Origin of the sequence: Hamadaea sp. NPDC050747, assembly GCF_040654195.1 — a bacterium.
Classification (GTDB): Bacteria; Actinomycetota; Actinomycetes; order Mycobacteriales; family Micromonosporaceae; genus Hamadaea.
The window spans coordinates 483481-509371 of sequence record NZ_JBFAHM010000006.1; the positions used below are offsets into that span (position 1 = coordinate 483481).

21 protein-coding genes and 1 pseudogene are annotated in these 25891 nt (G+C 70.8%); 10 read left to right on the top strand and 12 right to left on the bottom strand.

Annotated elements, in window-relative coordinates; all coding sequences use genetic code 11:
• Positions 1–24: 24 nt before the first annotated feature.
• The 7 genes from AB0H43_RS17190 to AB0H43_RS17220 all read right to left on the bottom strand — a co-directional run bounded on the left by AB0H43_RS17190 (position 25) and on the right by AB0H43_RS17220 (position 5552).
• Positions 25–426 (bottom strand): S26 family signal peptidase, encoded by a 402-nt coding sequence (locus AB0H43_RS17190; protein ID WP_360000318.1) that lies wholly within the window; start codon positions 424–426, stop codon positions 25–27.
• Positions 423–2192, bottom strand: a complete 1770-nt coding sequence (locus AB0H43_RS17195) for an ABC transporter ATP-binding protein (RefSeq protein WP_360000319.1) — start codon at positions 2190–2192, stop codon at positions 423–425. Before AB0H43_RS17195 ends, AB0H43_RS17190 begins: the two co-directional genes overlap by 4 nt.
• Position 2193: 1 nt before the next feature.
• A complete protein-coding gene (locus AB0H43_RS17200) occupies positions 2194–2715 on the bottom strand; it encodes a hypothetical protein (protein ID WP_360000320.1) in 522 nt (173 codons plus the stop codon).
• A 66-nt stretch (positions 2716–2781) separates the two neighbouring features.
• Positions 2782–3006 carry a hypothetical protein gene (locus AB0H43_RS17205; RefSeq protein WP_360000321.1) on the bottom strand — a complete coding sequence of 75 codons (225 nt, stop codon included), beginning with the start codon at positions 3004–3006 and terminating at the stop codon, positions 2782–2784.
• A gap of 83 nt (positions 3007–3089) precedes the next feature.
• The gene (gene ppgK / locus AB0H43_RS17210) at positions 3090–3833 is read right to left on the bottom strand and encodes a polyphosphate--glucose phosphotransferase (protein ID WP_360000322.1); all 744 of its coding nucleotides are present in this window, start codon (positions 3831–3833) and stop codon (positions 3090–3092) included.
• 77 nt (positions 3834–3910) lie between these two features.
• Positions 3911–4576: an NADPH-dependent F420 reductase gene (locus tag AB0H43_RS17215; RefSeq protein WP_360000323.1), complete on the bottom strand. Its 666-nt coding sequence runs from the start codon at positions 4574–4576 to the stop codon at positions 3911–3913.
• A gap of 40 nt (positions 4577–4616) precedes the next feature.
• Positions 4617–5552, bottom strand: a complete 936-nt coding sequence (locus AB0H43_RS17220; RefSeq protein WP_360000324.1) for a LysR family transcriptional regulator — start codon at positions 5550–5552, stop codon at positions 4617–4619.
• A gap of 305 nt (positions 5553–5857) precedes the next feature.
• Between AB0H43_RS17220 and AB0H43_RS17225 the strand changes: the two are divergent.
• Positions 5858–6412, top strand: a pseudogene (locus AB0H43_RS17225) (EamA family transporter); the annotation flags it as partial.
• Between the two features lie 54 nt (positions 6413–6466).
• On the opposite strand, the gene AB0H43_RS17230 reads toward AB0H43_RS17225, so the two are convergent.
• A complete protein-coding gene (locus AB0H43_RS17230) occupies positions 6467–7393 on the bottom strand; it encodes a LysR family transcriptional regulator (protein ID WP_360000325.1) in 927 nt (308 codons plus the stop codon).
• 71 nt (positions 7394–7464) lie between these two features.
• Between AB0H43_RS17230 and AB0H43_RS17235 the strand changes: the two genes are divergently transcribed.
• Positions 7465–8361, top strand: coding sequence for an NAD-dependent epimerase/dehydratase family protein (locus tag AB0H43_RS17235; RefSeq protein WP_360000326.1), 897 nt, complete (start codon positions 7465–7467; stop codon positions 8359–8361).
• A 132-nt stretch (positions 8362–8493) separates the two neighbouring features.
• Here AB0H43_RS17235 and AB0H43_RS17240 read toward each other — a convergent pair whose 3' ends face one another.
• Positions 8494–9867 carry a hypothetical protein gene (locus AB0H43_RS17240; RefSeq protein ID WP_360000327.1) on the bottom strand — a complete coding sequence of 458 codons (1374 nt, stop codon included), beginning with the start codon at positions 9865–9867 and terminating at the stop codon, positions 8494–8496.
• A gap of 319 nt (positions 9868–10186) precedes the next feature.
• On the opposite strand from AB0H43_RS17240, the gene AB0H43_RS17245 reads away from it, so the two are divergent.
• Positions 10187–10948 carry an SDR family oxidoreductase gene (locus AB0H43_RS17245; RefSeq protein WP_360000328.1) on the top strand — a complete coding sequence of 254 codons (762 nt, stop codon included), beginning with the start codon at positions 10187–10189 and terminating at the stop codon, positions 10946–10948.
• 56 nt (positions 10949–11004) lie between these two features.
• Here the strand turns inward: AB0H43_RS17245 and AB0H43_RS17250 are convergent, their stop codons facing one another.
• Positions 11005–12840 carry an adenylyl cyclase gene (locus AB0H43_RS17250; RefSeq protein ID WP_360000329.1) on the bottom strand — a complete coding sequence of 612 codons (1836 nt, stop codon included), beginning with the start codon at positions 12838–12840 and terminating at the stop codon, positions 11005–11007.
• A 207-nt stretch (positions 12841–13047) separates the two neighbouring features.
• Between AB0H43_RS17250 and AB0H43_RS17255 the strand changes: the two genes are divergently transcribed.
• The 5 genes from AB0H43_RS17255 (at position 13048) to AB0H43_RS17275 (ending at position 19131) form a co-directional block, all read left to right on the top strand.
• Positions 13048–14694 carry a serine/threonine-protein kinase gene (locus AB0H43_RS17255; protein ID WP_360000330.1) on the top strand — a complete coding sequence of 549 codons (1647 nt, stop codon included), beginning with the start codon at positions 13048–13050 and terminating at the stop codon, positions 14692–14694.
• Positions 14695–14763: 69 nt separating this feature from the next.
• Entirely contained in the window at positions 14764–15720 is a 957-nt protein-coding gene (locus AB0H43_RS17260) for a hypothetical protein (protein ID WP_360000331.1), read from the top strand.
• A 46-nt stretch (positions 15721–15766) separates the two neighbouring features.
• Complete coding sequence (locus AB0H43_RS17265; RefSeq protein WP_360000370.1) at positions 15767–16585, top strand: DUF72 domain-containing protein; 819 nt, start codon at positions 15767–15769, stop codon at positions 16583–16585.
• A 314-nt stretch (positions 16586–16899) separates the two neighbouring features.
• The gene (locus AB0H43_RS17270) at positions 16900–17844 is read left to right on the top strand and encodes an RNA polymerase sigma-70 factor (protein WP_360000332.1); all 945 of its coding nucleotides are present in this window, start codon (positions 16900–16902) and stop codon (positions 17842–17844) included.
• Between the two features lie 93 nt (positions 17845–17937).
• A complete protein-coding gene (locus tag AB0H43_RS17275) occupies positions 17938–19131 on the top strand; it encodes an FAD-dependent oxidoreductase (protein ID WP_360000333.1) in 1194 nt (397 codons plus the stop codon).
• 136 nt (positions 19132–19267) lie between these two features.
• Here AB0H43_RS17275 and AB0H43_RS17280 read toward each other — a convergent pair whose 3' ends face one another.
• Positions 19268–21544 carry a UvrD-helicase domain-containing protein gene (locus AB0H43_RS17280; RefSeq protein ID WP_360000334.1) on the bottom strand — a complete coding sequence of 759 codons (2277 nt, stop codon included), beginning with the start codon at positions 21542–21544 and terminating at the stop codon, positions 19268–19270.
• A gap of 128 nt (positions 21545–21672) precedes the next feature.
• Entirely contained in the window at positions 21673–22317 is a 645-nt protein-coding gene (locus AB0H43_RS17285; RefSeq protein ID WP_360000335.1) for a class I SAM-dependent methyltransferase, read from the bottom strand.
• Positions 22318–22482: 165 nt separating this feature from the next.
• On the opposite strand from AB0H43_RS17285, the gene AB0H43_RS17290 reads away from it, so the two are divergent.
• Positions 22483–24447 (top strand): hypothetical protein, encoded by a 1965-nt coding sequence (locus AB0H43_RS17290; protein ID WP_360000336.1) that lies wholly within the window; start codon positions 22483–22485, stop codon positions 24445–24447.
• A gap of 202 nt (positions 24448–24649) precedes the next feature.
• A complete protein-coding gene (locus AB0H43_RS17295; protein ID WP_360000337.1) occupies positions 24650–25888 on the top strand; it encodes a sugar ABC transporter substrate-binding protein in 1239 nt (412 codons plus the stop codon).
• Positions 25889–25891 lie beyond the last annotated feature (3 nt).

Sequence of the window (25891 nt, forward strand, 5' to 3'; positions counted from 1 at the left end):
CGGCGCGGTGGGCGGCGCGGCCGGTCAACCGGGCGTGGCGGGGCGATAGGCGCGGAGGACCCGGCCCAGTGCGGAGTCGTCGGGGACGAAGCCGAAGTGCCGCGAGTCCAGGCTGCGCGGATTGTCGCCGCGGACGAGGAAGTGCCCGGGCGGCACGGTCGAGCCCCACTGTTCGAGTCCAGGCGGGACCGGTTGCCCGGCGGTGGCGACGACCCGTTTGACCAGCCAGTCGACGTCGGGCGGCGCGGACGGCGGGCCACCCCGCGACGGCACCTCGAAGACGACGGGCACGCCGGTCCGGGGCCGCGAGCGGAGGACGAGCAGGCGGTCGCCGTCGGCGTACGTCGGCTCCATGCTGACGCCGCGCACGGTGAGCCACCGCAGTCGCGACCGGCCGAACAGGACGATCAAGGCCAGCGGGATCACGCCGGCTCCAGGTAGCCGGCCGCCTGCGCGGTGAACAGCTCCGCGTACCGGCCGCCCGCCGCGAGCAGCTCGTTGTGCGTACCGGCCTCCACGATCCGGCCCTCCGCGAGGATCACGATCTGATCGGCGTGGCGCAGGGTCCCGAGGCGGTGCGACACGAGCAGACTGGTACGCCCGAGGGCGTGCTCGCGTACGCGCCGTTGGAGGTCCTGCTCCGCGAGCGCGTCGAGCCCGGAGTTGGGCTCGTCGAGGATCAGCAGGTCGTGCGAGGTACGCATCATCGACCGGGCGAGCGCGACCCGCTGCCATTGGCCGCCGGACAGGGAGACGCCCGGCTCGGCGTCGTCGTCGAAGAAGATCCGGCTCAGCATCGTCCCGGAGCCCTTCGGCAGGCCCGTCAGGATCGGAGTGGCTCCCGCCGCCTCAGCGGCAGCGGCCACGGCACGGGCGTCGTCCACTCGGGACGGATCGCCGATGCCGATGTTCTCCCCGGCGGTCAGCTCATACCGGACGAAGTCCTGGAAGGTCGCGCCGATGCGACGCCGTAGCTCCGCCGGGCGCAGCGTCCGGAGATCGGCGCCGTCCCAGTGGATGCTCCCCCGAGTCGGGTCGTACGCCCGGGTCAGCAGCTTGACCAGGGTGCTCTTGCCCGCGCCGTTGAGCCCGACGAGCGCCGTGGTCTGTCCGGCCGGGAGGAAGAGGTCGACTCCGCGGAGGACCCACGGGCTGTCGTCGGCGTACCGGAACCACACGTCGCGCAGTTCGACGCCGTGCCGCAGCGGCTCGACGGCGTGCTCGCCGACGGGCAGGTCCGGCGGGGCGGCCATGATCTCCCGGTAGTCGCCGAACAGCAGCATCGCCGCGCTCGTCTCGGCGTACTGGTGCAGCAGGCCGGCGATCGCCCCCTGTACGCCGACGACCGCCGCCGTGAACAGGGTCAGGTCGCCGACGGTGAGCCGGTGGTCGAGGACACCCCGCACGGCGACGATGGTGCCCGCGACGGCGACCGCCGCGCTGAGCACGGCGACGCCGAGCGCGGCGCGGATCTGCGTACGCTGGGCCGCCCGGTGCAGCCGAGCGGTGGCGGTCAGCCCGTCGAGCAACCGCGACCGCAGAAGCCTGCCGGAGCCATACAGGCGGATCTCGCTCGCCGCCGAGGCCGTCGTGAGCAGCTCGGTCAGGAAGTACGCCCGCCGTGTGTGGACCGCCGAGTCGCCGGCCGCCCGGGCGGATCGCCGCGCGGCGTTCCGGTACGCGAGATACGCCGGGACGGCGGCGGCCACCACCACGGCGGCCATCGGGGGCCAGAGGGCCAGCAGCACTGAGGCGTACCCGATGATGGTGACGACGGCCTGGCCGCCCTCCACGAGCATCGCCGTGGCCGCGGCCGGGGCTTCCTGAGCGCCCTGCGCCGCGATCCGGAGCTTGTCCTGAAAGGACGGATCTTCGAACGGGCGGAGTCCTACGAACCGGTCCACCCGCGCGTAGAGCGCGTCCTGGGTGCGCAGGGCGATCCGCTGCCGGGCGAGCACTCCGGCGTAGTCGCCCACCTGCCGCAGCGCGACCATCGCGACCGTCGCGACCGCCCCGGCGATCGCGAGCCCGATCGCGTGCCGCGCGGTCGTCCCGGCGACGAGCGCCTCGATGAGCAGCTTGGCCAGCCAGGCGACGACGACCGGCAGCAGCCCGGACAGCAGCGCGACCAGCCCGAGCACGGCGGTCGGACCGGCCGCGTGCCGCAGCGCCAGGCCGAGCGCGGCCTTCATGTCAGGCCGCGACCAGAGAGGGGGCGACCGCGTCGACCGAGCGACCGGCCGCGGCGATGACGCCGCCGGAGATCCGCAGGACGGTCGGGAAGCTCGAGACGCCGCCGAACGCCGCGGTGACCGCGCCGCCTTCGTCGACGACGGCGACGCGACCGGCGACCGCGCCGACTTTCCGGGCGAGTTCCTGGGTGACCTCGTCGGCGGGGTTTCCGGCGACGAAGGCGGTCAGCGCGCCGGACGGGTGCTCGGCGAGCGCGGCGATGAGGTCGGCGCACGGGCCGCAGCCCGGCATGACGAACAGGACGGTTCCGTCCTCCACATCAGACTCACTGAGCGTGGTGGCGGTCAGGTCGGCCGCCTGGAAGCCGGCGACCGTCAGGCCCACCTCGGGCAGCGTGGCCGCCGGCCCGTTCAGGCGCTCCTCGATCGTGCGCAACCGCCGCACGACGGCGGCGAGCATGAGGAGGCAGACGGCGGTGAGGGCGGCGAGAACGACGACGGCGGCGGTCAGCACGGCGGTCATGGGGTTACCTCCACGGGGGTACGCGGGAGGTGGGGCCGCCCTACCACGGCCCCACCGGTGTGGCTGTCAGCAGGTGCCGCGCTTGCGGACGTAGCAGCTCGTGTTGGCGCACGAGCCGGTGCAGCTGATGGTGCCGCTGCAGTAGGTCTGCCACCAGTAGCCACCCGAGCAGTGGCCGTCGCTCTTGTAGTAGCTGCAGGAGTTGCCCTGCTCCGGTACGCACGCGCCGGCGGTGCCGGTGCCGAGGGCCCGGCCGAGCAGACGGTCGCCCCACTTGCTGATGGTCTTCATCGCGCCTCCTTCAGGCTTTGCGGTGAACTGCCATCAGCCTGGCGGGTGATCCTTTCCATCCGACTTCCATCGACTGTCCACTGTCACACCGAGAGCGCGGCCCCCACGATCCCGGCGTCGTTGAGCAGCTCGGCTGCGACGATCTCGGTCCGGAGTTTGATGCGGGGCAGGAACTTGTCCGCCTTCTTGCTGACGCCGCCGCCGACGACGATCAGATCCGGCCACAACAGCCGCTCGACCAGGTCCAGGTACGCCTGCAGCCGCTTGCTGTACTCGCCCCAGGAGAGGTCGTCCTCCTCGCGTACCGAGGCGGCGGCCCAGTCCTCGGCGTCGCCGTGGTGCAGCGGAAGGTGGCCGAGTTCGGTGTTGGGCACGAGCACCCCGTCGACGAACAGCGCGCTGCCGATGCCGGTCCCCAAGGTGAGCATGAGGACCACGCCCTTCCGGTCGCGCCCCCGGCCGAAGCGCATCTCGGCGATGCCGGCCGCGTCGGCGTCGTTGAGCACCGTCACGGTCCGCCCGGTCGCCTGCTGGAAGAGCTCGACGGCGTTGGTGCCGATCCACTTCTCGTGGATGTTGGCGGCGGTCATCGCGATGCCCTGCCGGACGACGGCGGGCAGGGTGATGCCGACCGGACCGGCCACCCCGAGCTGGCCGAGAACCTGCACGACGACCTCGGCCACCGCGTCCGGGGTCGCCTTCTCCGGCGTCGGGAGGCGTACGCGGTCGGCGGCGAAGTGCCCGGCGGCGAGGTCGACGGGCGCGCCTTTGATGCCTGATCCCCCGATGTCGATGCCGAGGGCCTGACCTGTCCGGTTCTCAGTCACCACTCCATCATGGCGCGATCTCGGGCAGGCGTGGGGAAAATCCGCCAGGGCACGATCTCGGGCAGTCCTGGAAACGGTCAAGCGCGGGCGAGCGCCGCCTCGATGACGGGGATCGGCGCGGGAGTGCCCGCCGGGTCGCTGATCGGACCATAGGGCAGCCCGTACGCGGGCGTGCCGACCTGGAAGCGCCGGCCGCCCTCGCCGAGCGGACCGGCGTCCACGGCGTCGTAGCCCAGCTCGGCGAGGAAGTCGCTCACCACCTGTTTGGCGAGACCGTCGTCCCCGGCGATCGGCAGCGCCGTCCGATCAGGCGCCCCGATTGGGCGTGGCAACGACAACAGATGCCGATAGTTGATGTTGTTGAACACCTTGACGACCTTCGCCCGCCCGAGATGGCGCTGCAACAGTTCGCTGCTGGTGGTCGAGCCGTCGTCGAGTGCCGCGATGTCACCGTCGCGCTGCGGGTAGTAGTTGTTGGTGTCCATCACGGGCTTGTCGGCCAGCGGCTCGACCGGCACCGTGGCGTACGCCCGCAGCGGGATGCTGACCAGCACGAGTTCGCCCTGATCGGCTGCCTCGTCAACGGTTCCGGCCGAGGCGAGCGGGCCGAGGTCGGCGACCAGGTCGGCCAGCGTGTCCGGTCCGCGCGAGTTACTCAGGACGACTTCGTGTCCGGCGGTGACGGCGAGCCGGGCGACCGTGCTGCCGATGTTGCCACTGCCGATGAGTCCGATGATGGCCACGTTGGTTACGGTATCGCCGGATTCCTGCCACCGTGCTGGATCAGGGTTCTGGGTCGAATCTTGGGGCAAGATTCGGCCGTGAACCCTGATCCAGCGCCAGAACGCTGGACGCGGAACCCGGCGCGGAAGCCTCCAGCGCCGAGGTGAGCCGGATCAGGTCACCGAGCAACTCCGGTGGATCGTCCTTCCACCAGGCGAGGAGCACCGGGATCGGCTGGGCGTCCCGGAGCGCCCGGTACGCCACGCCCGGACGCGGGTTCTGGTGGGCGGTCGCCTCGGAGGTCACGCCGACGGCCTGGCCCGCCGCGATCAGGGTCAGCCACTCGTCCACGCCGTGTGTGGGGCGTACCGAGGTCGGCGCGGTGCCGGCCGGCCACAGGTCGAGGGTGGTGGTGCCGGTGCGGGCGTCGATCGCCACGGTGTATCGGGACAGCTCGGCCAACCGCAGGCTGCGCCGCCGGGCCAGGGCGTTGTCGGTCGCCACCGCGGCGACCCGGGACTCCACGCCGACCTGGGCGGTGGCGAAGCGCGGGTCAGTCAGCGGCCGGCGCACGACGGCGACGTCGGCCAGCCCTTCGCTCAGCCCGGCGGTGACCGAGCCCGACTGGACGAAGACGAGCGGCGTCTGCGGATGCTCGGCCGCCCAGGCCTTCTGCAGCCGCCGGGTGTGCTTGCCGAGAGCGGCCCAGGCGTACCCGACGCGCAGTTCGGTCCGGGCCTGCTCGACGAGCCGATGCAGGTGTCCCACCTCTTCCAGGACACGCCGCGCTCCGGCGAGCACCTGCGTGCCGACGCCGGTCAGGCCGACCTGCCGGGTGGTGCGCTGCACCAGGCGCGTACCCAGGGCCTCCTCTAGCGCGGCGATCGACCGGGACACCGCGGCCTGCGAAACGCCCAGGTCACGGGCGGCGTCGGTGAACGTCCCCGCGTCCGCCACGGCCACGAGGACGGCGAGCTGCCGCAGCTGCACATCCATACGCTGATCGTATAAGTGGACCGGTTCACGCATTTCTCGGCTGGACCAGCCGCTCTCACACTGGTCGCGTGAGTGCACGCAAGGTGATCGGCGGGCTCGCGACGATGGTCGCCAGCGCGGCCAGCAATCAAGTCGGGGCGGCCGTCGGCGCGCACGCGTTCGGCGCGATCGGCCCGGCCGGTGTCGTCGCGGTCCGGCAGTTCGTCGCGGTCGCCGTTCTGCTTCCGGCGGCCCGGCCCAACCTGCGCCGATTCACCTGGGCCCAGTGGTGGCCGACGATCCTGCTCGGTCTCGTCTTCGCCACGATGAACCTCAGCCTCTACACCGCGATCAGCCGGGTCGGCCTCGGGCTCGCGGTCACCCTGGAGTTCCTCGGCCCGCTGGCGGTCGCGCTGGCCGGCTCGCGTACCCGGGTCGATCTGCTCTGCGCGGCGGGCGCGAGCCTCGGCGTCTACGTCCTCGTGCTGCCCGACCCGTCCAGCGACTACCTCGGCATCGGGCTCGGGCTGCTCGCGGCCGCCTGCTGGGCGGCGTACATCCTGCTCAATCGCATGATCGGGCAGCGGCTGCCCGGCCTGCAGGGTCCGGCGGCGGCCACGTCGGTCTCGGCCCTGCTCTACCTGCCCGTCGCCGGGATCCTGCTCGCGCAGGGCCGGCTCACCGGCAGCGCCATCTGGTACGCCGTCGGCGCCGGCGTGCTCAGTTCGGTCATCCCGTACGCCGCGGACCTGATCGCCTTGCGCCGGGTGCCGACGAAGTTCTTCGGCGTCGTGATGAGCATCCATCCGGTGCTCGCGGCGCTGGCCGGGCTCGTGCTGCTGAACCAGGTCCTCGCCCCGCACGTGTGGCTCGGCATCGGGATCGTCGTCGGGGTGAACGCGCTCGCCGTCACCGCCGCCGCTCGTCATGCGACCTCAGCGGCGGCTGTTCCAGGCGAAGGACTCCGGAGCGCCGGTGAGGAGCGCGCTGGTGAGGGTGTCGAGGTACGCCTGAGCCGGCCGGTCGGCGCGGCGGGCGACGGCGAGGCCGATGTGACGGGCCGGGCGCGGGGTCTCCAGCGGGACGACGGCCAGCCCCGGCGGCAGCTGGTCCAGGGCGACCTGCGGGATCAGCGAGACCCCGACTCCCGCCGCGACCAGGGAGGCGGCGAAGAAGTAGTCGGTGGCGCTGCACGAGATGCGTACCTCGAAGCCGGCGAGGGCGGCGTACCGCTGGAGCAGGTCGGCCGTCTTCAGGCAGCCCAGCACCCAGCGTTCGGCGGCTAGCTCGGCCAGGTGCACCGCAGGGGCGTCGGCGTACTTGTGATCGGCCGGGAGCACCAGCCACAGCGGATCCTCCGCGACCGGTGTCCAGATGAGGCCGGAGCGCTCCCCGCGCGCAGGCGGTGGCCCGTCGAAGTGGTACGCCAGCGCGATGTCGGCCCGGCCCGAGCGCACCAACGGCAGGCTGTCCTCGGGCTCCCGTTCGAGGATCGTCAGCTCGACCTCGGGATGCTCGGCGCACAACCGGGTGAGCGCGGGCGGCAGCAACCGGCGGCCCCCGCTGGCGAACGTCGCGATGGTGAAGCGCACCGATCCGGTCGTGAGCCGGTCGATGCGTTCGCGGGCGTGATCCAGTTCGGCCGTGATGTTCTCGGCCGCCTCGACGAGCAGACGGCCGGACGCGGTCAACCGGACGCCGCGGGTGCTGCGGTGGACGACCGGCGTACCGAGGGTCCGTTCGAGCGCGGCGATCTGCTGCGACACCGCCGACGGCGTACAGCGCAGCGCAGTCGCCGCGCGGTTGAAGCTGCCGTGCCGGGCGACTTCGTGCAGCACCCGTAGCCGGTGAACGTCGATCATCAGTTCTCCTTACGACTGAGTTAGCTGATCATCACTTCTGCTGGCGACCCTGGCAAGGCATTGTGATCGGCATGAGGGACGTCTTGGTGATCGGCGGAAGCCGGTACTTCGGGAAACACGTGATCGAGCAGTTGCTGGCCGGGGGCGTACGCGTGACGGTGGTCAACCGGGGCTCGACGGCCGCTCCGGTGGGCACCACCCACCTGGTTGCCGACCGCGACGACGAGGCCGCCCTGCGGGAGGCGCTCGGGTCGCGCTCCTTCGACGCCGTCCTCGACCAGGTCTGCTACACCCCGCGTCAGGCCGGCATCGCCGCGCGGGTGTTCGCCGGGCGTACCGGACGGTATGTGATGACCTCGACGATCGAGGTCTACGACCCGCTGTCCAGCGCCCGGCTGCTCCCGGCGCCGCCCGGTGTCCCCGTCACCGAGGACGCGATCGATCTGACGAGCTGGCCGGTCGACCTCGACGAGCCGTGGGACGACCCGGCGTTCCGCGATTCGGCGTACGGCGAGGGCAAGCGCCAGGCCGAGGCGGTGTTCGCCGGGGCAGCCTTCCCGGTCGCATCCGTGCGGTGTGGACACGTGCTCGGGGGCGGGGTGGCGGACTTCACCGGACGGCTGGCGTACTACGCCGACCGGCTGCGCAGCGGCCGGCCCATCGAGGCCCCGGCCACCGCGTACGCGTCGTCGTTCATCACCGACCGGCAGATCGCCGACGTCCTGACCTGGGCGTTGAAGGCCGACTTCACCGGACCGGTCAACGCGGCGTCGGCCCAGTTCGACGTCTACGAGCTGGTCGCGGCACTCGCCGGAGACACCGCGCCGCGCTATACCTCTGGCACTTCCCCCTACGCCTTCGACCGCTGGTACGCCATGGACACCGCCCGGCTGGCGTCGCTGGGGATGAAGCTGCCCGACGCGGCGGCCTGGCTGCCCGCGATCGCCGCCGAAGCGATGGCGGCGTGATGCGTACGCGCCGGATCGGAGACGTCGACGTGAGCGCGATCGGCCTGGGCGCGATGCCGCCGTCGATCGAGAACCGGCCGGACCGGGCTCGGGCGATCGCCACTGTCGGCCGAGCTGGCTCGCCTCGGCTGATCAGGCCAGCGGCAGCACGCGCGCGACCTTGATCGTGGTGCTGCCGCCCGCCGCCGGATAGGCGACGCTGCCGTCGGCGTACGACTTGAACGCCAGATAGTCGTGGTCCTTGACGCCGATGGTGAACCGTACGCCCACGGTCTTGCCGGTACCGGAGTCGTAGACCTGGGCGGCGAGGGCGGACCCGGAGGACCACGCGAGCAGCATGCGGCCGCTGCCGTAGCTCACAAGATGCGGATGTCTCGTGGACGCGCCGGTCTTGACGGTCGTGTCGGACGCGCCGGTGGTGAAGTGTTCCAGGCGGGCCTGGCCGCCTTGGCTCCACGCGGTCCAGTAGCCCTTGGCCTTGGCGAGCACGAGGTCTCCGCCGAACAACGTCCCGTCACAGGCGCCCTTGGCGACTGTCCGATAAGGATTGGGCCGGGCGATGCGGCAGTCGTTGTCGGTGGCGCAGACCATCACGAAGTGGCTCGTCCGGGGATCCCAGACGATCCGCGACGTCCACGCGTGACTGCAGCCGACCTCGAAGGTGTCGTGCCCGGACAGCAGCGCCCCGGACGGGCCGACGACCTGCATCCGGTCGCCCTCATGGATGTCCACACAGGACCCGTTCTGGACGGTGATCGCCACCCCGAAGTACGCCGCGTAGTTCTTGCCGTCCGAGGCCAGCCGCCCGTGATGCTGGTACCACCAGACGAACCGGGCGCCGTCGTCGTACCCGCCGCGGCTGCTCGTCAGGTTGGTGACCTGCCGCTCCCACACCTGCCTGCCGCTGGTGTCGAAGCGGATCATGTGCATCGTGTTGCACGGGCTCGACGTGCCGCCGCACAGCGGTCCCGTCTTGCAGTCGCCGCGCCGGGTCACCAGCAGTACGCCCCCGGTCGCGTCCGCCTGGACGTCCTGCAGGTCGATGCCGGTGAAGCTCGTCGGCGTACCGATCAATTTGTCGTCGCAGCCGAGCCTGCCGAGGTAGACCTTGCCGTTGGTGCCGAGCCAGGCGAGCCAGGAACCGCCGGAAGGGGTCGCCGCGATCGCCATCGGCAGCGGCTCGGTGTCTCCTTCGCCGCCGTAGCCCTTCACGGCCACCCCGACGTTCACCGTGGTGACTTTCACGACCGGCGTCGCCGACGCCACTCGCCCACACGGTCCCGCGCTCGCCGCCGCCGTTGGAGTGGAGCTCACTGCGGCGCTCGGGCTCTGGCTCGGGTCCAGCGTCGCCGCGTCGCTCGTCGGGCTCGTCGCAGCCTGGTTGTCGGCAGACGGCGTGCCCGCCCCGGACAGCGCCACCACCAGGGCGAACCCGGTGATGGTGGCGACGGCGGTGGCGGCGAGCGCGATCAGAAGGGGTTTGCGTACCGGTCGGCGATGCTTCATGCCTGCCTCACGTCGATCGACATCTTCGGACGCGGTTCCCGGTTCCGCGTCGGTCACCCTACCGGAAGCGCTCCCATGCTGTCGCTCCCTGGCCGCCCTCGCCCGCCCTCGCCCGCGCCGGCCGCCGGGCCTCGCCGCGCCGGGCCTCGCCGCGCCGGGCCTCGCCGCGCTGGGCCTCGCCGCGCTGGGCCTCGCCGCGCTGGGCCTCGCCGCGCGTTATGCGGGATAAGGCGGCCTTGCGACCCCGCCGACACCGCGTTATCCCGGATAACGCGCAAGCCGGCGGTCCGCGACCAGCCCGGTGCTAGCCTCGTCGACTATGCCGTCGTATCTGGAAGACCTGTTCTCGCTGGCCGGACGCACCGCGCTCGTCACCGGCGGCAGCTCCGGCATCGGCTTCGCCATGGCCGAGGCGATGGGCCGCGCCGGAGCGGATCTCGTCCTCGTAGCACGGCGAGAGAAGGAACTGGCATCGGCGGCCCAGCAGCTCGCGAGCGCGAACGTAAGGGTGCGCACGATCAGCGCGGACCTCGCGGAGCGGGCCGGCGTCGACCGGGTCACCGAGGCGGTGCCGGACGTCGACATCCTGGTGAACTGCGCTGCGAACAACATCCGGCGTCCGATGGACACGCTGACCGACGAGGACTGGGACGTCTCGGTCGCGCTGAACCTCACCGCGCCGTACCGGCTGGGGCAGCAGTACGGTCCGCGGATGGCGGCGCGCGGCTGGGGCCGCATCGTCAACGTCGGCTCACAGCAGACCATCGCCGCCTTCGGCAACAGCGGCGGCTACGGCGTCACGAAGGCCGGCATCGCGGGTCTCACCCGGTCACAGGCCGAGGCGTGGAGCCCGCACGGGGTCTGCGTCAACACGCTCATCCCGGGCTTCGTGGTCACCCCGCTCACCGCGCCCGCGATGGCCGTCCCCGGCCGCGCCGAGGAACTCGCGCAACGCTCGATGGCCAAGCGCAACGGCCTGCCGCCGGACTTCGCCGGCGCCGCGGTGTTCCTGGCCAGTGGGGCGTCGGCGTATGTCACCGGGCAGATCCTCTACGTGGACGGCGGCTTCTCCGTCCATTAGCGACTGGTACGCGGTGCCGCGCCGCCCGGCCCGAGGGCCGGGCGGCGCGGCGCAGTTCACGGAGTCGGATAGTCCGTCACGAAGACGGGCTGGCCGATCCGGGTCGTGTCGGCCGGACCGCCGACGCCGTTGACGACGTGGTCGATCGTCCCGGCGCTCAGGTTGACCGTCATGATGTGGTGCAGGCGTACGCCCGGCTGATCCGGCACCTCGAACCCGTTCTCAGTGTGGATCGACGGGTTGTTCTGGTTGAAGACGTAGACCCCGGCGCCGTACAGGTTGTGCGTACGCACATGGTCGCCGACCTTGTAACCGGCGTAGCCCTCGACCGCGCCGTTCATCCAGTCCGCCTGCGTCGGCGGGTCGTAGGGCAGCTCGTTCTGGTACAGGATGGTCGTGCCGCGCTCGCCGTTCCAGACGGTGTTGTACCGCTGGAAGTGCTCGACGAACAGGCCGGTCGCCGTGACGTCGTCGCCGTTGATCACCGCGCCGTACCGGCCGGTGTTGGTGTTCCAGCGCTCGGTGTCGGTGAAGCCCTCCACGCCGTGGTCCCCGCGCCACACCCAGGTGTGGTCGATGAGCACGTGGTCGCTGTTGACCTCGAGTGCCGTGTCCGCCTTGCCGACGTGCGGGCCGCCGACTCGGAAGTACACATCGGACAGGGTCGTCGGGTTCTCCGCCGAGCCCTTCCGGGGCCCGTGCGGCTTGCCCACGCGCAGCAGCACCGGCGATTCGGTGAGGCCCGCGTCGATGGTGACACCCGCGACGATCACGCCCGGGACGTCGGCCACGTCGAGCGGGATCGCCCCGTCGACCGCCGTGAGCGTGGCGTGCCCCAGCCCGAGGACCACCGTGCCGGGCCGCTTGACCTCGATGCTGCGCGCGATGTCGTAGACACCCGGAGTCAGCAGCAGGTTCTGGCCTCGGGCCAGCGCGTTGTTGATCTCCTTCACGGAGTCGCCGGGCCGGGCCACGAAGAAGTTCTTGAGCGACGTGGTACGCCCGGGCGTGAGGCCGTCGGCCCACGAGATCCCGCTGCTGTTCGTCCGGGCCGCCGGTATGCGTACCTGGAATCGGCCCTGCGCGTCGGTGAACAGATAGGGCTTCTCCCGGCTGACCGGAGTCGCCGCGAGCGTCGTGTACGGCGGGTCCGGGAACCCGGCGTCGGCGGGCGCGCCGACGACGCCGGAGAACACCTGGTTCCACACGGCATTGGACCAGCCGCCGATCTCGCTGTTCCGGATCAGCCACTGCTGCTGCGAACCGTTGACGACGAAGGGCAGCCGGGAGTCGGCGATGAAGCCGCCACTGGCGTACTGGGGTCCGGCGGTGCAGTAGTCCATCAGGGACAGGTTGGCGCCGCTGATGTTCAGCCGCCGCATCGAGACCGCCTGGGACACCGCCCAGAAGTCGGCCGACGCCCGGCAGCCGTCCTGCCCGGTCGAGTCGATCGACAGCGACAGGTTCGACAGCGTACGCCAGAAGTTGACCAGGGCCAGGCAGTTGCCGGTGCCGCCGTCGGCCAGGCAGCGGTTGTAGACCTCCACCTTGCCGTTGATGACGACGTCGGCGGGGGACGCGCCGAGCCCGGCGATCTCGGTGTAGTACCCGACTTTGATCTGCAGCGGCTGCTCGGCGGTTCCGTAGACGCCGGGCTGGAACAGGAAGGCGTACCGGTCGGTGGACATCTCGGCGTCCACCTGGGCGGCGTGGACGGCGTCGAGGGTGGCCTGGATCTGGCTGACCGGCATGTCCGGGGTGAAGACGGTGACGTTCGGGCCGAGCCAGCCGCCGGTCGATCCGGCGGCGGGGGCGGCGGACGCGGTCGCGGCGACCGCAGCCAGGGCCGCGAGGCCGAACGCCAGTCTCCGGCGGAGCGGACGTGTGCTCATGGGTTCCTCTCAGGACGGAGCTCAAAGAGAGCGCTCTCTTGCGCAGGACTATTGATCCGTGTGACAGGTTCGGGCGGTGTGAATATTTGTACCTTGAGTCGTCGCCGGGGACAATAGGTTGTCGGCTCGAACAAACGCGTGGCGCAGCTCTCACGATGCTCCCCCCAGCCGAAGGGCATCGACCGGAGACGACTACCCTCCGGAAGGATGTCCCCCTCCCCCGCCGAACCGCGTACCATCGCCGGCCGCTATCGCCTGGAGAACGCCCTCGGCCAGGGCGGCATGGGGCGGGTCTGGTTCGCCCGCGACGAGATCCTCGGCCGCGACGTCGCCATCAAGGAGATCGTCCCGCCGCCGGGCCTGACCGACGCCGAGCGCCGGGAGATGCGGGAACGCTCGCTCCGCGAGGCGCGGGCCATCGCGCGGCTCAATCATCCCAATGTGGTACGCGTCTTCGACGTCGTCCGCACCACTCCGGAGACCGATCCGTGGATCGTGATGGAGTACGTGGCGTCACGCTCCCTTCAGGACGCTCTCGCGGCGGACGGTCCCCTGCCGGCCCAGCAGGCCGCACACGTCGGACTCGAGGTCCTGCACGCACTGCAGGCGGCGCACCGGGCCGGAGTGATGCATCGCGACGTCAAACCCGGAAACGTGCTGCTCGGCGAGGACGGCCGCGTCGTCCTCACCGACTTCGGGCTCGCGACCGTCCCCGGCGACCCCAACGTGACGCGTACCGGGCTGGTGCTCGGCTCACCGGCGTACATCTCGCCGGAGCGGGCCAAGGAGGGGACCTCGGGCCCGGAGGCGGACCTGTGGTCCCTCGGCGCCACGATCTTCGCTGCGGTCGAGGGCCAATCCCCGTACGCCCGAGCGACCGCGATCGCGACGCTCACCGCGCTGGCGAGCGAGCCGCCACCACCCCCGAAGAACGCGACCGGCCCCCTGAAGACGGTGCTCACCGGGCTGCTGCGCAAGGATCCGGCCAAGCGGATGACGGCGGAGCAGGCCGAGAAGCTGCTGGCCCGAGCGGCCGCGCAGCCGACGCGGACCGTCGCGCCCGCAGTAGCCGCGAAGCCGGAGCCGACGCGGCTGGACCTGTCGCGGCTCAACCCGGAGCCGTCCACTTCGGAGGCCCCGGCGGCCCCACCGCCCCCGCCCGCGACCCCCCGGTTCACCGCCCGCCAACGCTGGTACGCCGTCGCCGCGAGCGTGCTCATCGTGGTCGCCGTCGCCGTGACGGTGCCGCTGCTGAGCGATCGGGACAACGACGCCGGCGCGAGCGGCAAGCCGTCGGCCACCCCCACACGCGTCGCCACCTCGTCTCCGTCGGCATCGCCTTCCTCGTCGCGGTCGCCCAGCCCGGCGGCGTCGCCCAGCGCCGTGTCGCCGAGTGCCGCTCCCACCGACGGTGGCACGCTCCCGGCGGGCTGGCACGTCTTCACCGGCCAGGACTACTCGATCCCCGTTCCGGACGGCTGGTCCAAGTCGACTGAAGGCGGCATGATCCTGTTCCGCGAGCAGGACGGTCTCGGCCGCGTCCTCGGCGTGATGAGTTCCGAGGTCACCACCGGCGACCCGAAGGCGGCCCTCGCCGAGCAGGAAGGCGAGCAGAGCGGCAAGTCGGGGTACGACAAGCTCAAGCTGGACACCGTGGACTACCGGGGCCTCCCCGCCGCCGACTGGGAATGGCTGTACACCACCGGCAACGGCACCCACATGCACGTGCTGCGCCGGGGGATCATCGCGAACAACCGCTTCTACACCTTCTCCTGGTATGTGCCGGCCGACGAATGGGCGGCCAACCAGGACGGGCTCGCCGTCGTCGCGGGCGGCTTCCAGCCTCGCGGCTGACCTGAGCCAACCCTTCACCGCCCCTCACGCGTTTCTTTCTCGGGACGGCACCGGACCGAGAAGGAGCCCATGGCCAGACGTCGCAAGCCGATCGCGCTGCGCGAACACGCACGGCTGCACCCGCCCGAGACGGACCACGTGCTGGTGACCGTCTCCGTCGGCCCGTTCGGCGAGGCGATCGCGCTCTGGTCGTCGGCCTCGGGACGGGAGGCGCTGACCGCCCGCGTCACCGAGCCGAGCGGGGCGTCGTTCCCCGTCACGACCTCAGCCCACGGCGTCCGTGCCCGCGTCGTCGCGTACGCCCCGGAGCCGGGACTCGACCTCACCGTGGGCGACCTCCGATTGGCGCACTGCCACGTCCAGCCGTTGCCCGGCGGTCGCGTCCTGTTCGTGGCAGCCCGCTGCCGCCTCGGCGCGGACGGAGCCGAGGCCAACGCGATGATCGTCACCGCCGAAGGCCAAGTGGAACGCACCGGGGTCCTCGGCGACGGCATCGAGCACGTCCAGACCACCCCGGCCGGCAAAATCTGGGTCGGCTACTTCGACGAAGGCGTCTACGGCGGCAACGGCTGGCACGTCGGCTCGGTCGAACCCCTCGGCGCGGCGGGGATGGTCCGCTTCAGCTCCCGCCTGCGCCCCGAATGGCGCTTCGCCAACGGCCCCGACCCGATCGAGGAGTGCTACGCGCTCAACCTCTCCGGCGAAACCGCGTGGAGCACCTACTACTCCCGCTTCCCGATCGTCCGGGTCGACGGCGACACGGTCACGTCCTGGCCCGGCACCGGCAGCGCGGCCCAAGCCCTCATCGTGGACGGCACCCGCTGCGCCCTCCTCGGCGGATACGCCGCCGACCGCGACCGTCTCCTGGCCGGCGACCTGACCCGGGGGCACTTCCGGGCGTACCAGCTGATCCTGCCGGGCAACCGGCGGCTGCCGAGCAACGCCTGGGTCATCGGCCGGGGACCGCACCTGCACGTCTTCGCGGACACCACCTGGTACCGCCTCGACCTCGACGACCTCCGCTGACCACCCTGGATAGGGTGATCCCATGCGGTTGGCGGTGGGGTGCGCGATGTGGACGCACAAGGCGTGGCAAGGGCACCTGATGCCGTCCGGCGGCGACCGGCTGCGGGCGTACGCGACCTGGTGTGACGCCGTCGAGGGGAACACCACCTTCTACGCCACCCCGTCCCGGGCGACCGTCGAGACCTGGGCGCGCCAGACCGGCGACGACTTCCGGTTCGTGATCAAGCTGCCGAAGACGATCACGCACGAGCGCCGGTTCCACGGCGTCGACGAGGACCTTCGCCGCTTCCTGGCCGCCATCGAGCCGCTCGGTGGGCGTACGCACGCGTTGTGGTTGCAGTTGCCGGGTTCGTTCGCCCCCGCCGACGTCCCGGCGCTGGAGAGTTTTCTGCGCCGGCTGCCGCCCGACCACCGGTACGCCGTCGAAGTGCGTCATCGCGCCTTCTTCGAAGACGCTCGCGCGACGGCGATCCTGGAAAGCGTCCTGGCCGGGGCGGACGCGGAGTGGATCCCGTTCGACACGACGGCATTCTTCCGGGCCGCGCCGACGAGCGATGCCGAGCGGGACGCCTGGGAGAAGAAGCCGCGGATGCCGAAGCGCGAGCGTGCGCTGACTGGTAGGCCCATCGTGCGCTACCTGGGTCGCGATGCGACCTCGCAGACGGTCGACGGCTGGCGACCGTGGCTCGAGGTGGTCGCCGGATGGCTTCGGGAAGGCCGGTCGCCGACCGTGTTCATCCATACGCCGGACAACGCCGACGCCCCCGTGCTCGCCCGGCGCTTCCACGACGAGGTACGCGTCCGCGTACCCGATTTGGCGCCGTTGCCCGAAGCCGAGCCGGTCGAACAGGGCACGTTGTTCTAGCTGGAGGCGGTTCGTTGGTCATCTTCGGTCCCAAGTTCCCTTCGCCGCAGGACGAACCGTCGCGACAGAGCGGTGGTGCGCGCTGTTCCTGTGGGCATGGCGTCGGCTCGCACAGCGCGGCTTCCGGCCGGTGCGAGGAGGTGATCGGCCATTGGCAGGAGGACCACTGGGTCGAAGAGTATGCCTCGACACCCCCTAAATGGGTCTGCGACGAGCCGTGCCGATGCAGTGGGTACGACGGCCCGCAACGCGATCTCCAGGAGTTGGGGTCCGGCGCCGTCCGGAAGCCGTCGAGGCCCGGCTAGGCTCGGCGTATGGCTCTGCTCGCGAGTGACGTCGACCTGTTCGAATCGGCGCGCCCGCGTCTGGAGGCCATCGCCTATCGGATGCTGGGATCGGCGGCCGAGGCAGAGGACGCCGTGCAGGAGACCTTCCTGCGGTGGCGGACCGCCGAGGTCGACCGTATCGAGGTGCCCGAGGCCTGGCTCACGAAGGTCCTGACCAACATCTGCCTCAACCTGCTGACCTCGGCGCGAGCGCGCCGGGAGACCTATGTCGGGCAGTGGCTGCCCGAGCCGCTGCTCGCGGGTGACCCGATGCTCGGCCCGCTCGAGACCGTCGAGCAGCGCGAATCCGTGTCGTACGCCGTCCTCACCCTCATGGAGCGCCTGTCGCCGAACGAGCGCGCGGTGTACGTGCTGCGGGAGGCGTTCGAGTACTCCCATCAGGAGATCGCCGACATCCTGGAACTCAGCCAGGCCGGTAGTCAGCAGCTCTACCACCGGGCGAAGAAGCACATCGCGGAGGGCAAGGCCCGGACCCAGGTGGACGAGGCGACCGCCCGGCGGATCGTCGACGAGTTCCTGGCCGCGGCGACCAGTGGCCGGACCGAGCCGCTGGTGAAGCTGCTGACCCAGGACGTGGTGTCCATCGGCGACGGCGGCGGGAAGGTGCCCGCCCGGGCGAAGGCCTTCGAGGGTGCGCTCGCGGTCGCGAAGTTCCTGTGGGGCCTGTTCAAGCCGACCGAGGCCAAGCGCAAGGTGCTCGGCGGAATACCGGACGTCTACGCGGGGACGGCGAACGGCGATCCCGCCCTGCTGGCGGTGCTCGACGGCCGGGTGATCGGCGTGATGTGCCTGGAGGTCACGGCGGACGGCATCGCGTCCGTGCTCAACCAGGTCAACCCCGACAAGCTGGATCGCGTGAGCGCTCGATTCGCGTCGTCCGAGCACGGAAAGGCGCTGTTCCAGGCGTCCTGAGCAGGCTGTGACCTGCTTCACAGCCTTTACCTGTCAGGGTTCGGCGGGCTGCTCGGTTCAGGGAGCGAAACCGAGTCAGACAGGAGCAAGGACATGCCGCACCGCATCGTCGTTCTGGGCGCCGGATACTCCGGAGCCATCGCCGCCGGCCGCCTCGCCAAGCGGCTGCACCGCGAGGAAGTGGCCGTCACTCTGGTGAACGCCGAGCCCGACTTCGTCGAGCGCGTCCGGATGCACCAGGTCGCGACCGGCCAGGAACTCAAGCACCGCCCGTTCAGCGAGATGTTCGCCGGCAGCGGCGTCGAGGTCAAGATCGCCAAGGTCACGAGCGTCGACGTCGACCGCAAGACCGTGTCCGTCGCCGGCTCCAGCGGCGTCGAGACGCTCTCCTTCGACACCCTCGTGTACGCACTGGGCAGTGGCTGGAACGCGCAGGGCGTACCGGGGACGGCCGAGCACGCATACGAACTCGCCAGCCGCCCCGGCGCGATGCGCCTGCGGGAGCGGCTGAGCCGTCTCGAGGCGGGGCAGCCCGTCGCAGTCGTCGGCGGTGGCCTGACCAGCGTCGAAGCCGCCACCGAGATCGCCGAGGCTCGGCCGGACCTCGACGTCAGCCTGGTCGTCCGGGGCGCTCTCGGCGACTGGCTCTCCGCGAAGGGGCAGGGCCACCTGCGGAAGGTCCTCGGCAAGCTCCGGATCACCGTGCACGAGCACGCCGACGTCACGCACGTCGCGGCCGACGCCGTGGCGACTGCCGACGGACGGTCGATCCCGGCCGCCGTCACCGTGTGGACCACTGGATTCGCGGTGCACCCGATCGCCGCGGCGACGACGCTCGACGTCACCGCCACCGGGCAGATCGTGGTCGACGAAACGATGCGCTCGGTCTCCCACCCCGACGTGTACGCAGTCGGCGACGCGGCGTACGCCATGGGCGTGGGCGACAAGCCGCTGCGCATGTCCTGCGCCTCCGGTACGCCGATGGCGTGGCAGGCGGCGGACTCGATCGCGGCTCGGCTGACCGGCGGGAAACTGCCGCAGGCGCACTTGAAGTACTTCAACCAGTGCATCTCGCTGGGCCGCAAGGAGGGCCTGATCCAGTACGTCACCGGCGACGACCGGTCGGTGAACGCCGTTCTCACCGGCCGTTTCGCAGCCGTCTACAAGGAACTCGTCTGCAAGGGCGCCGCCTGGGGCGTGGCCAACCCCACCCTCGGTATGCCGACCCGCCGCCGCCACGTTCTCCGCGACGCGGCTGCCGGCAGCGCCGTCGAAGCCCTTGCGTAGCGAAGTCGATCACCTGCTTGCGGAGTTGATCAGGGCGCTACGGACACGCCGCGCCGGTCGATCATGGCCGATAGTTCATCATCGCGCGGGAGAGGGCGGGCGCGCCGGAGGGCGCCCGCCCCGTGCATGTCCGGGGTCAGCGGAGCGGGGTGGGCAGCGGCTGCTGGTGCACCACCACGAGGCTGGCGACGGCTCGGGTCAGCGATACGTAGAGCCGGGCGTACCCGCGGGGTTCGGCGGCCACGACGTCGGCCGGTTCCACCACGATGACGTGGTCGTATTCCAGCCCTTTGACCAGGCTGGCGGGGACCAGCGAAACCTCCGGCCCGACGATCGGGGACAGCAGCGCAACGGCCGCGTCGGCGGCGATGACGGCCACCGTGCTGCCGGCCGGAGCCGCCGCGATCGCGTCGCGTACGCCGGTGAGCAGGTCGCCGACGGGCTGCAGGGTCAGCGAACCGCCGTCGCGATAGGACTGGGTCGGGGCGATGCCGGGTGCGAGGAACTCCGCGGCGTACGAGGCGATCGCCTGGGGCACCCGGTATCCGGTGGTCAGGTCGAGTGTGTGCGCCTCCCGGCGGCCCAGCCGGAGCAGGAGATCCGGCCAGGTCGGCGCGGCGAGCGGATGCGTGGCCTGCCCGAGGTCGCCGACGATCGTCATCGAGGCGTACTCGGAGCGGCGGGCGATCATCCGGCACTCCATCGGCGACAGATCCTGCGCCTCGTCCAGGATCACGTGGGCGTAGGGCGGCTCGACCGGGGCCTCGTCCTCCTCCTGGACGGGCAGTGGATCGGCGAGCACCGGGACGTAGCCGTCTTCGCCGTACGGGTCGTAGCCGTCGATCCAGCTGACGACCTTGTGCCCCTCGCGCAGGATGACCGCCTCGGCCCAGCGCTGGGCGGCCACGATCGCGTCGTTGTCGATGTTCGGGCCGGCGTTGGCGATCGGTGTCGGATGCCCTGGAGCGTATAGGTTCCAGCCGTCGTTGAGGCTGATGCTCAGCACGAACGTCTCGACCACCTGCGGTCCTGTCGTCAGTTCGCGGAGCCGGGCGGCGGGCGCCGCCGCCCGCGCCTTACGAGGTGGCTCGCCGAGCATCAGCGACAGCTCGTCGAGCAGCGGGACGTCGTCCACCGACCAGTCGTTGTTCACGTGGTACGACTCCGACAGCGTGGCCGCCTCCGCCGGGCTGAGCCCGGTGATCCGCTCGACGTCGAGCAGCCAGGACAGCACCGGGGCCGGGCGCAGCGGCGGCCACCACGCCGCCAGGAACCGCTGGAACTCGGGCCGGTCGACGACGTCCTCCAGGAAGAGGTCGCGTTCCAGCGTCGGCTTGTCCAGTTTGGACCACAACGCCGCCGCCAGCTCGGCCGAGGCGATCCCGGCCGCGCCGTTGGGCGCCAGCGACTCCGCCTGCCCCTTTCGGCGTACCCCTTGGCGAACGGCCGCGAGTTCCGCGGCCTGAAGCGTCAGGACCTGGCCTGAGTAGACGAGTTTGAGCCGGTCCGGGGCCTCGGGCGGGGTCTGCCACATGAGGTCCGCGAGGACCGCTAGCATGCGCACGTCGCCCTTGACCGCGGCCACCGCGGCGCTGTCTCGCCGCGTGGCCGTGACTCCGGGGGCCAGCTCGCCGAGCGCGCGCAGGTGCACGCTCTCCTCGCCCAGGGCGGGCAGGACGCGGCTGATGTAGTTCGTGAACACGGTGGACGGACCGACCACCAGGACCCGTCCGTCGGCGAACTTGCCGCGGTCGGTGTAGAGCAGGTACGCCGCGCGGTGCAGCGCGACCTGGGTCTTGCCCGTGCCGGGTCCGCCGGTGATGAGCGTGACGCCGCGGGCGGGCGCGCGGATCGCCTCGTCCTGCTCCTTCTGGATGGTCGTGACGATGTCGCGCATCTGCGGCCCGCGCGATCGGCGCAGCGCCGCGAGCAATGCGCCTTCCCCGAGTACGCGAAGGTCACCGGCCCGATCGGGGGTAAGCACGTCGTCGTCGAGGTCGATCACCTCCTGGCCGCGGCAGATGATCACGCGGCGGCGGACGACGCCGAGCGGATCGCCGGTGGTCGCCCGGTAGAACGGCGCGGCGGCCGGGGCGCGCCAGTCCACGAGCAGCGGCTCCATGTCGTCGTCGCGCAGGCCCAGGCGACCGATGTGGTACGCCTCGCCGTCGTCGAAGTCGAGCCGGCCGAAGACCAGCCCCTCCGCCTCGGCGTCCAGTGAGCGCAGTTGCCGGCTGGCGCGGTGCACCATGGCGTCCCGTTCGACGAGCCCGGTCTTCGGGCCGGCGGCGGACCGGCCGTAGGCCTCGTGCTCCAGTTCCTTGGCTTGGGCCCGGACGAACTCGACCCGTTCGTAGACCCGATCGACGTGCTTCTGCTCGTCGTGGATTTCCAGCGTTCTGGCGTCAGGCACAGTGCTCCCCGGTACTGAGTTTGCGGGACCTGACGAGCATATGGGCAGTTCACGCGCCAAAAATCGTCATTCGGGGCGATTCGCGCGGCGCCCTCCCTCCCATATACTGAAAAGGGCAGGGGGGATTCCTACTGCTTCTTGACCGCCCGCACGACCGCGTCGTGGAGGGTCACCTCGTTCCCGTCGGGATCGGTGAACAGGCGTCCCGGGTTGGTCGCCTCGATCTCCCAGTCCTTCGCGTCGAGCGTGGTCGCCAGCCGCTCGGCGGTGTTCATCAGGGCCGCCACGTGCGCCGGGCGCTGGATCGCCTCGACGTCCGACGGGTGATGGCCGACGATCAGCAGCGTCCCGCCGGGCTTGACCGCGTCGGCCAGGCGCCTGTGCAGCGCTTGGAGGTCCTCCCACGGCAGGTGCACGAAATGCGCCGTCACCAGGTCGTACGCCGCCTTCGACGGGACCCAGGTGAAGATGTCGGCCTGCTGCCAGGTGATGCGATCCGCGAGCTCAGGGCCGGCCGCCTCGGCTGCCCGCTTCAACGCGACCTCGGAGATGTCGGTGCCGGTCACCTGCCAGCCGTGCCGGGCGAGCCAGATCACGTCGGCGCCCTCGCCGCTGCCGACGTCGAGTGCCGTGCCCGGGGTCAGCTCGGACGCGATCCTGACGAGGTGGGGATTGGGGTTTCCGCTCCAGATCCGGTCGGCCGAGCCGTAGCGCTCGTCCCAGAACTCCGCCGTGAACATCTCCTGGTGATTGTGCTCGTGCTCATGCTCCATGCGTTCAGCCTGCCCGGAGCACGCTCGTCGCGCCAAGGAAGTTGCCGATTCGGCAACACTCACCTTCAGTGAGCATTTCGGTCTAGTCCACAATGCGTACGAATGCGTTGACGGATGCTGTTCTCGGCATTACGGTCGTGTCCTAAAACCACAAAGGAGGGACGCATGAGGCGTACGTTGGCGATCTTGCTGCTCGCCGGCCTGGTGGTCGCGCCCGGGCAGGCGGCTGCGGCCGCCTCGGCCTGCGATCCGCCGGGATACCAGACGTTCGGACCGGCCTCGGTCACCGGCGCGATCGTCGGCGCCGCCGTGCACGACGGGCACGCGTACGTGGTGACCCGGGGTTTGAAACCGCCGATCGTCGCCGACATCGACCTCGCCACCCGGACGGTGGTACGCCAGTCGCCGATCCCGGACGGGCCGGCGACCGGCGAACCCGAGGGCGCCTGGGCGACGACCGTCTCCGGCGGGCAGCTCTACATCGGCGCCTATCCGGTGCCCGACCTCTACCGGATGGACCTGACGACCGGGGTCGTGACCCGGCTCTTCTCCTTGGGCGTCAACGGCGGCTTCATCTGGAGTCTGACGACCGCGCCCGACGGCAAGGTGTACGCCGGAACCTATCCCGACGGCAAGGTCTGGGAGTACGACCCGGCCACCGGAGCCGCGCCCCGGAACTTCGGCGTCCTGGCGACGGGTGAGCGCTACGTCCGGGCCGTCGCGGCCGACTCCGCCAGCGTGTACGCCGGGCTCCTCGACAAGCACAAGCTGGTGGCGATCGACCGGGCGACCGGCGTGTCCCGGGTGCTCGCCGACGCCGGCACCGGATTCGGCGCGGTCGCGGTCGCCGGGGACCGCGTCCTCGGCGCCAGCGGCACCGTGCTCGTCGATGTGCGTACCGACGGAAGCGACCTGAAGACGACGGACCTGGCGGCGCTGGGCCTGGACTCGATCGACTCGATCGCGATGGACGGCGACGGGAGCGCGGTGGTCTCCACCCGCCCGAACGGCGTGATCTATCGTTACCGCGCCGGCGCTCTGACCCCGATGGGCACACCGCGGCTCGGCGAGGAGACGCGGCTGCTGGTCCCCTCCCCCGGTACGCTCACCGGCTTCTCCGGCAGCGGCGGCTTCTGGACGATGGATCCGGCCACCGGCACGACCGAGTTCACCGACCTGATCGCGGCGGGGCTGACGCCCGGCTCCGAACGGCCGCAGTCGATCCTCCTGCAGCCGAACAAGTACCTGTACGTCGGCGGCCACTTCTCCATCACCGTGCGCGACCTGCAGACCGGGTCGAAGCGGCGGGTGTGGGTGCCCGGTGAGCCCAAGGCGCTGGCCCGTCGCGGCAACGAACTGTTCGCGGCGATCTACCCGAGCGGGCAGATCATCGCACTCGACCCGCGCGACGACTCGATCCGGAGCCTCGGTTACCTCGGCAACGGGCAGAAGCGGCCCTGGGACCTGGAGTACGACCCGGTCACCGACAAGCTGCTGGTGGCCTCCGCGCCATTGGGCGCCGATCTGCAGGGTGCGCTGTCCATCGTGGACCCCGACACCGGCGAGAAGCAGGTCTACAAGAACGTGATCCCGGACGAGAGCCTCTACAGCCTGACCGTCGACTCCGCGGCCGGGATCGTCTACCTCGGCGGCGACGTGCTCGGCGGCGGCGGTACGCCGGCCACGAAGACGGCCGCCTCGGTGGCCGCCTTCGACCTGAACACGCGACGGGTTCTCTGGCAGGTCGACCCGGTGGCCGGCTACAAGACCCTGCAGGACGTCAAGGTCTACCACGGTGTGCTGTACGGCGTGTACAAGCGCACGACCAGCTGGTTCGCGATGGATCTGGCCACCCGGACGCTGCTCGGATCGGGCCCGCTGACCACGTACGGCGAGATCGAGGTGCATCGCGGCCGGGTCTTCGCCAGCAGCTTCAACGCTCAGGGCGCGGGCGAGGTGCACCTGCTCGGGACGACCTCCGCCACCAAGCTCGCCAGCGGGCTCGGGATGGAGTGGTACACGAATCCCCAGCTCGCCTTCGAGCCCGGGTCGTGGGACGCCTGGACGCTCGTCGGGCGCGACCTGGCTCGCGTACGCCTCGACCCGGGCTGCCCCGCCCTGGTTGTTTGATCATTGCGCCAGCCACGCTGTTTCGCGGGACAAATCGCTCGCTGAAACAACGTGGCTGGCGCGATGATCACCGAACATGGCAGCGGTGAGGCGGGCCGATATCGAGCGACGTCAGCCGTGACGAGAGGTGCGGACAGTTAGGGGCTAGATTCGGACCGGACCGTAAGTTAGAGTGCCTCCACACCACCCGAGAGGACGCGACATGCAACTTCGCAAGGCTGTGTCGGCCGTCGCCGTCGCATCGTTGACGGCGCTGCTGGCCGCGTGCGGCGGCGGAGGCGACTCCGGCGACGACAAGGCCACGGTCACCATGTGGATCTACCCGGTCGTCGTCGACGAGACCCAGCACCGCGCGTACTGGTCGCAGACGGTCGACGCGTTCAAGGCGCAGAACCCCAACATCGACGTCAAGGTCGAGATCTTCCCGTGGGCCAACCGCGACGAGGCGCTCACCACGGCGATCGCCGGGAACAAGGGTCCCGACGTCGTCTACCTGATCCCCGACCAGATCCCCAAGTACGCCACCGCGATCGAGCCGATGGACTCCCACCTCGACGCCGCGGCCAAGTCCGACTACCTCGAAAACGTGGTCAAGTCGGTCACCCTGGACAACAAGCTCATGGGCGCGCCGATCCTCACCTCGGCGTTGTCGTTGCTCTGCAACAAGAAGGTGTTCGCGGCGGCCGGGCAGACGGCGTACCCGAAGACCTGGGACGACGTGAAGGCGATGGCCCCGGCGTTCAAGGCCAAGGGCTACGACATGATCTCCTACGACGGCGACGTGAAGACCACGCTGAACGTGACGTTCTACCCGTTGCTCTGGCAGGCCGGCGGGGACGTCTTCGCCGCCGACGGCAAGTCGGTCGCCTTCGACCAGGCGCCCGGCGTACAGGCCCTCACCTTCCTGAAGGACCTGGTCGACGGCGGATACATCAACAAGGGCCCGATCACCACCACTCCGGCGATCGAGCAGAGCCGGCTGGCCCAGAACAAGGTGGCCTGCTCCTGGAGCGTCACCCCGGCCGACCTCACGAAGTTCTGGGGCAAGGACAACATCCAGGTGCTGCCGCCGCTGACCAACGCCAAGCAGGTCACCTACGGCACCGTGGGTTCGCTGGTGATGCTGAAGGGCTCGAAGAACAAGACGGCCGCCGCCAAGTGGGTTAACTTCGCCACCTCCGCGGCCAACGTCAAGACGTACGACACGGCCTCCGGTTTCTTCTCGCCGATCAAGTCCACCGGCGCGCTGTACGCCAGTGACCCGGTGCTCGCCGAGGCCGAGAAGAACACCCAGTACGCCACGGTCGGCCCGCTGCAGGTCAAGTCGCGGGACGTGATGGGCGTGCTGGCCCCGGAGATCCAGGCCGCGCTGCTGGGCCAGAAGACTCCGGAGCAGGCGCTCAAGGACGCGGCGAAGGCCGCCAACGCGATGCTGGGCTAACCG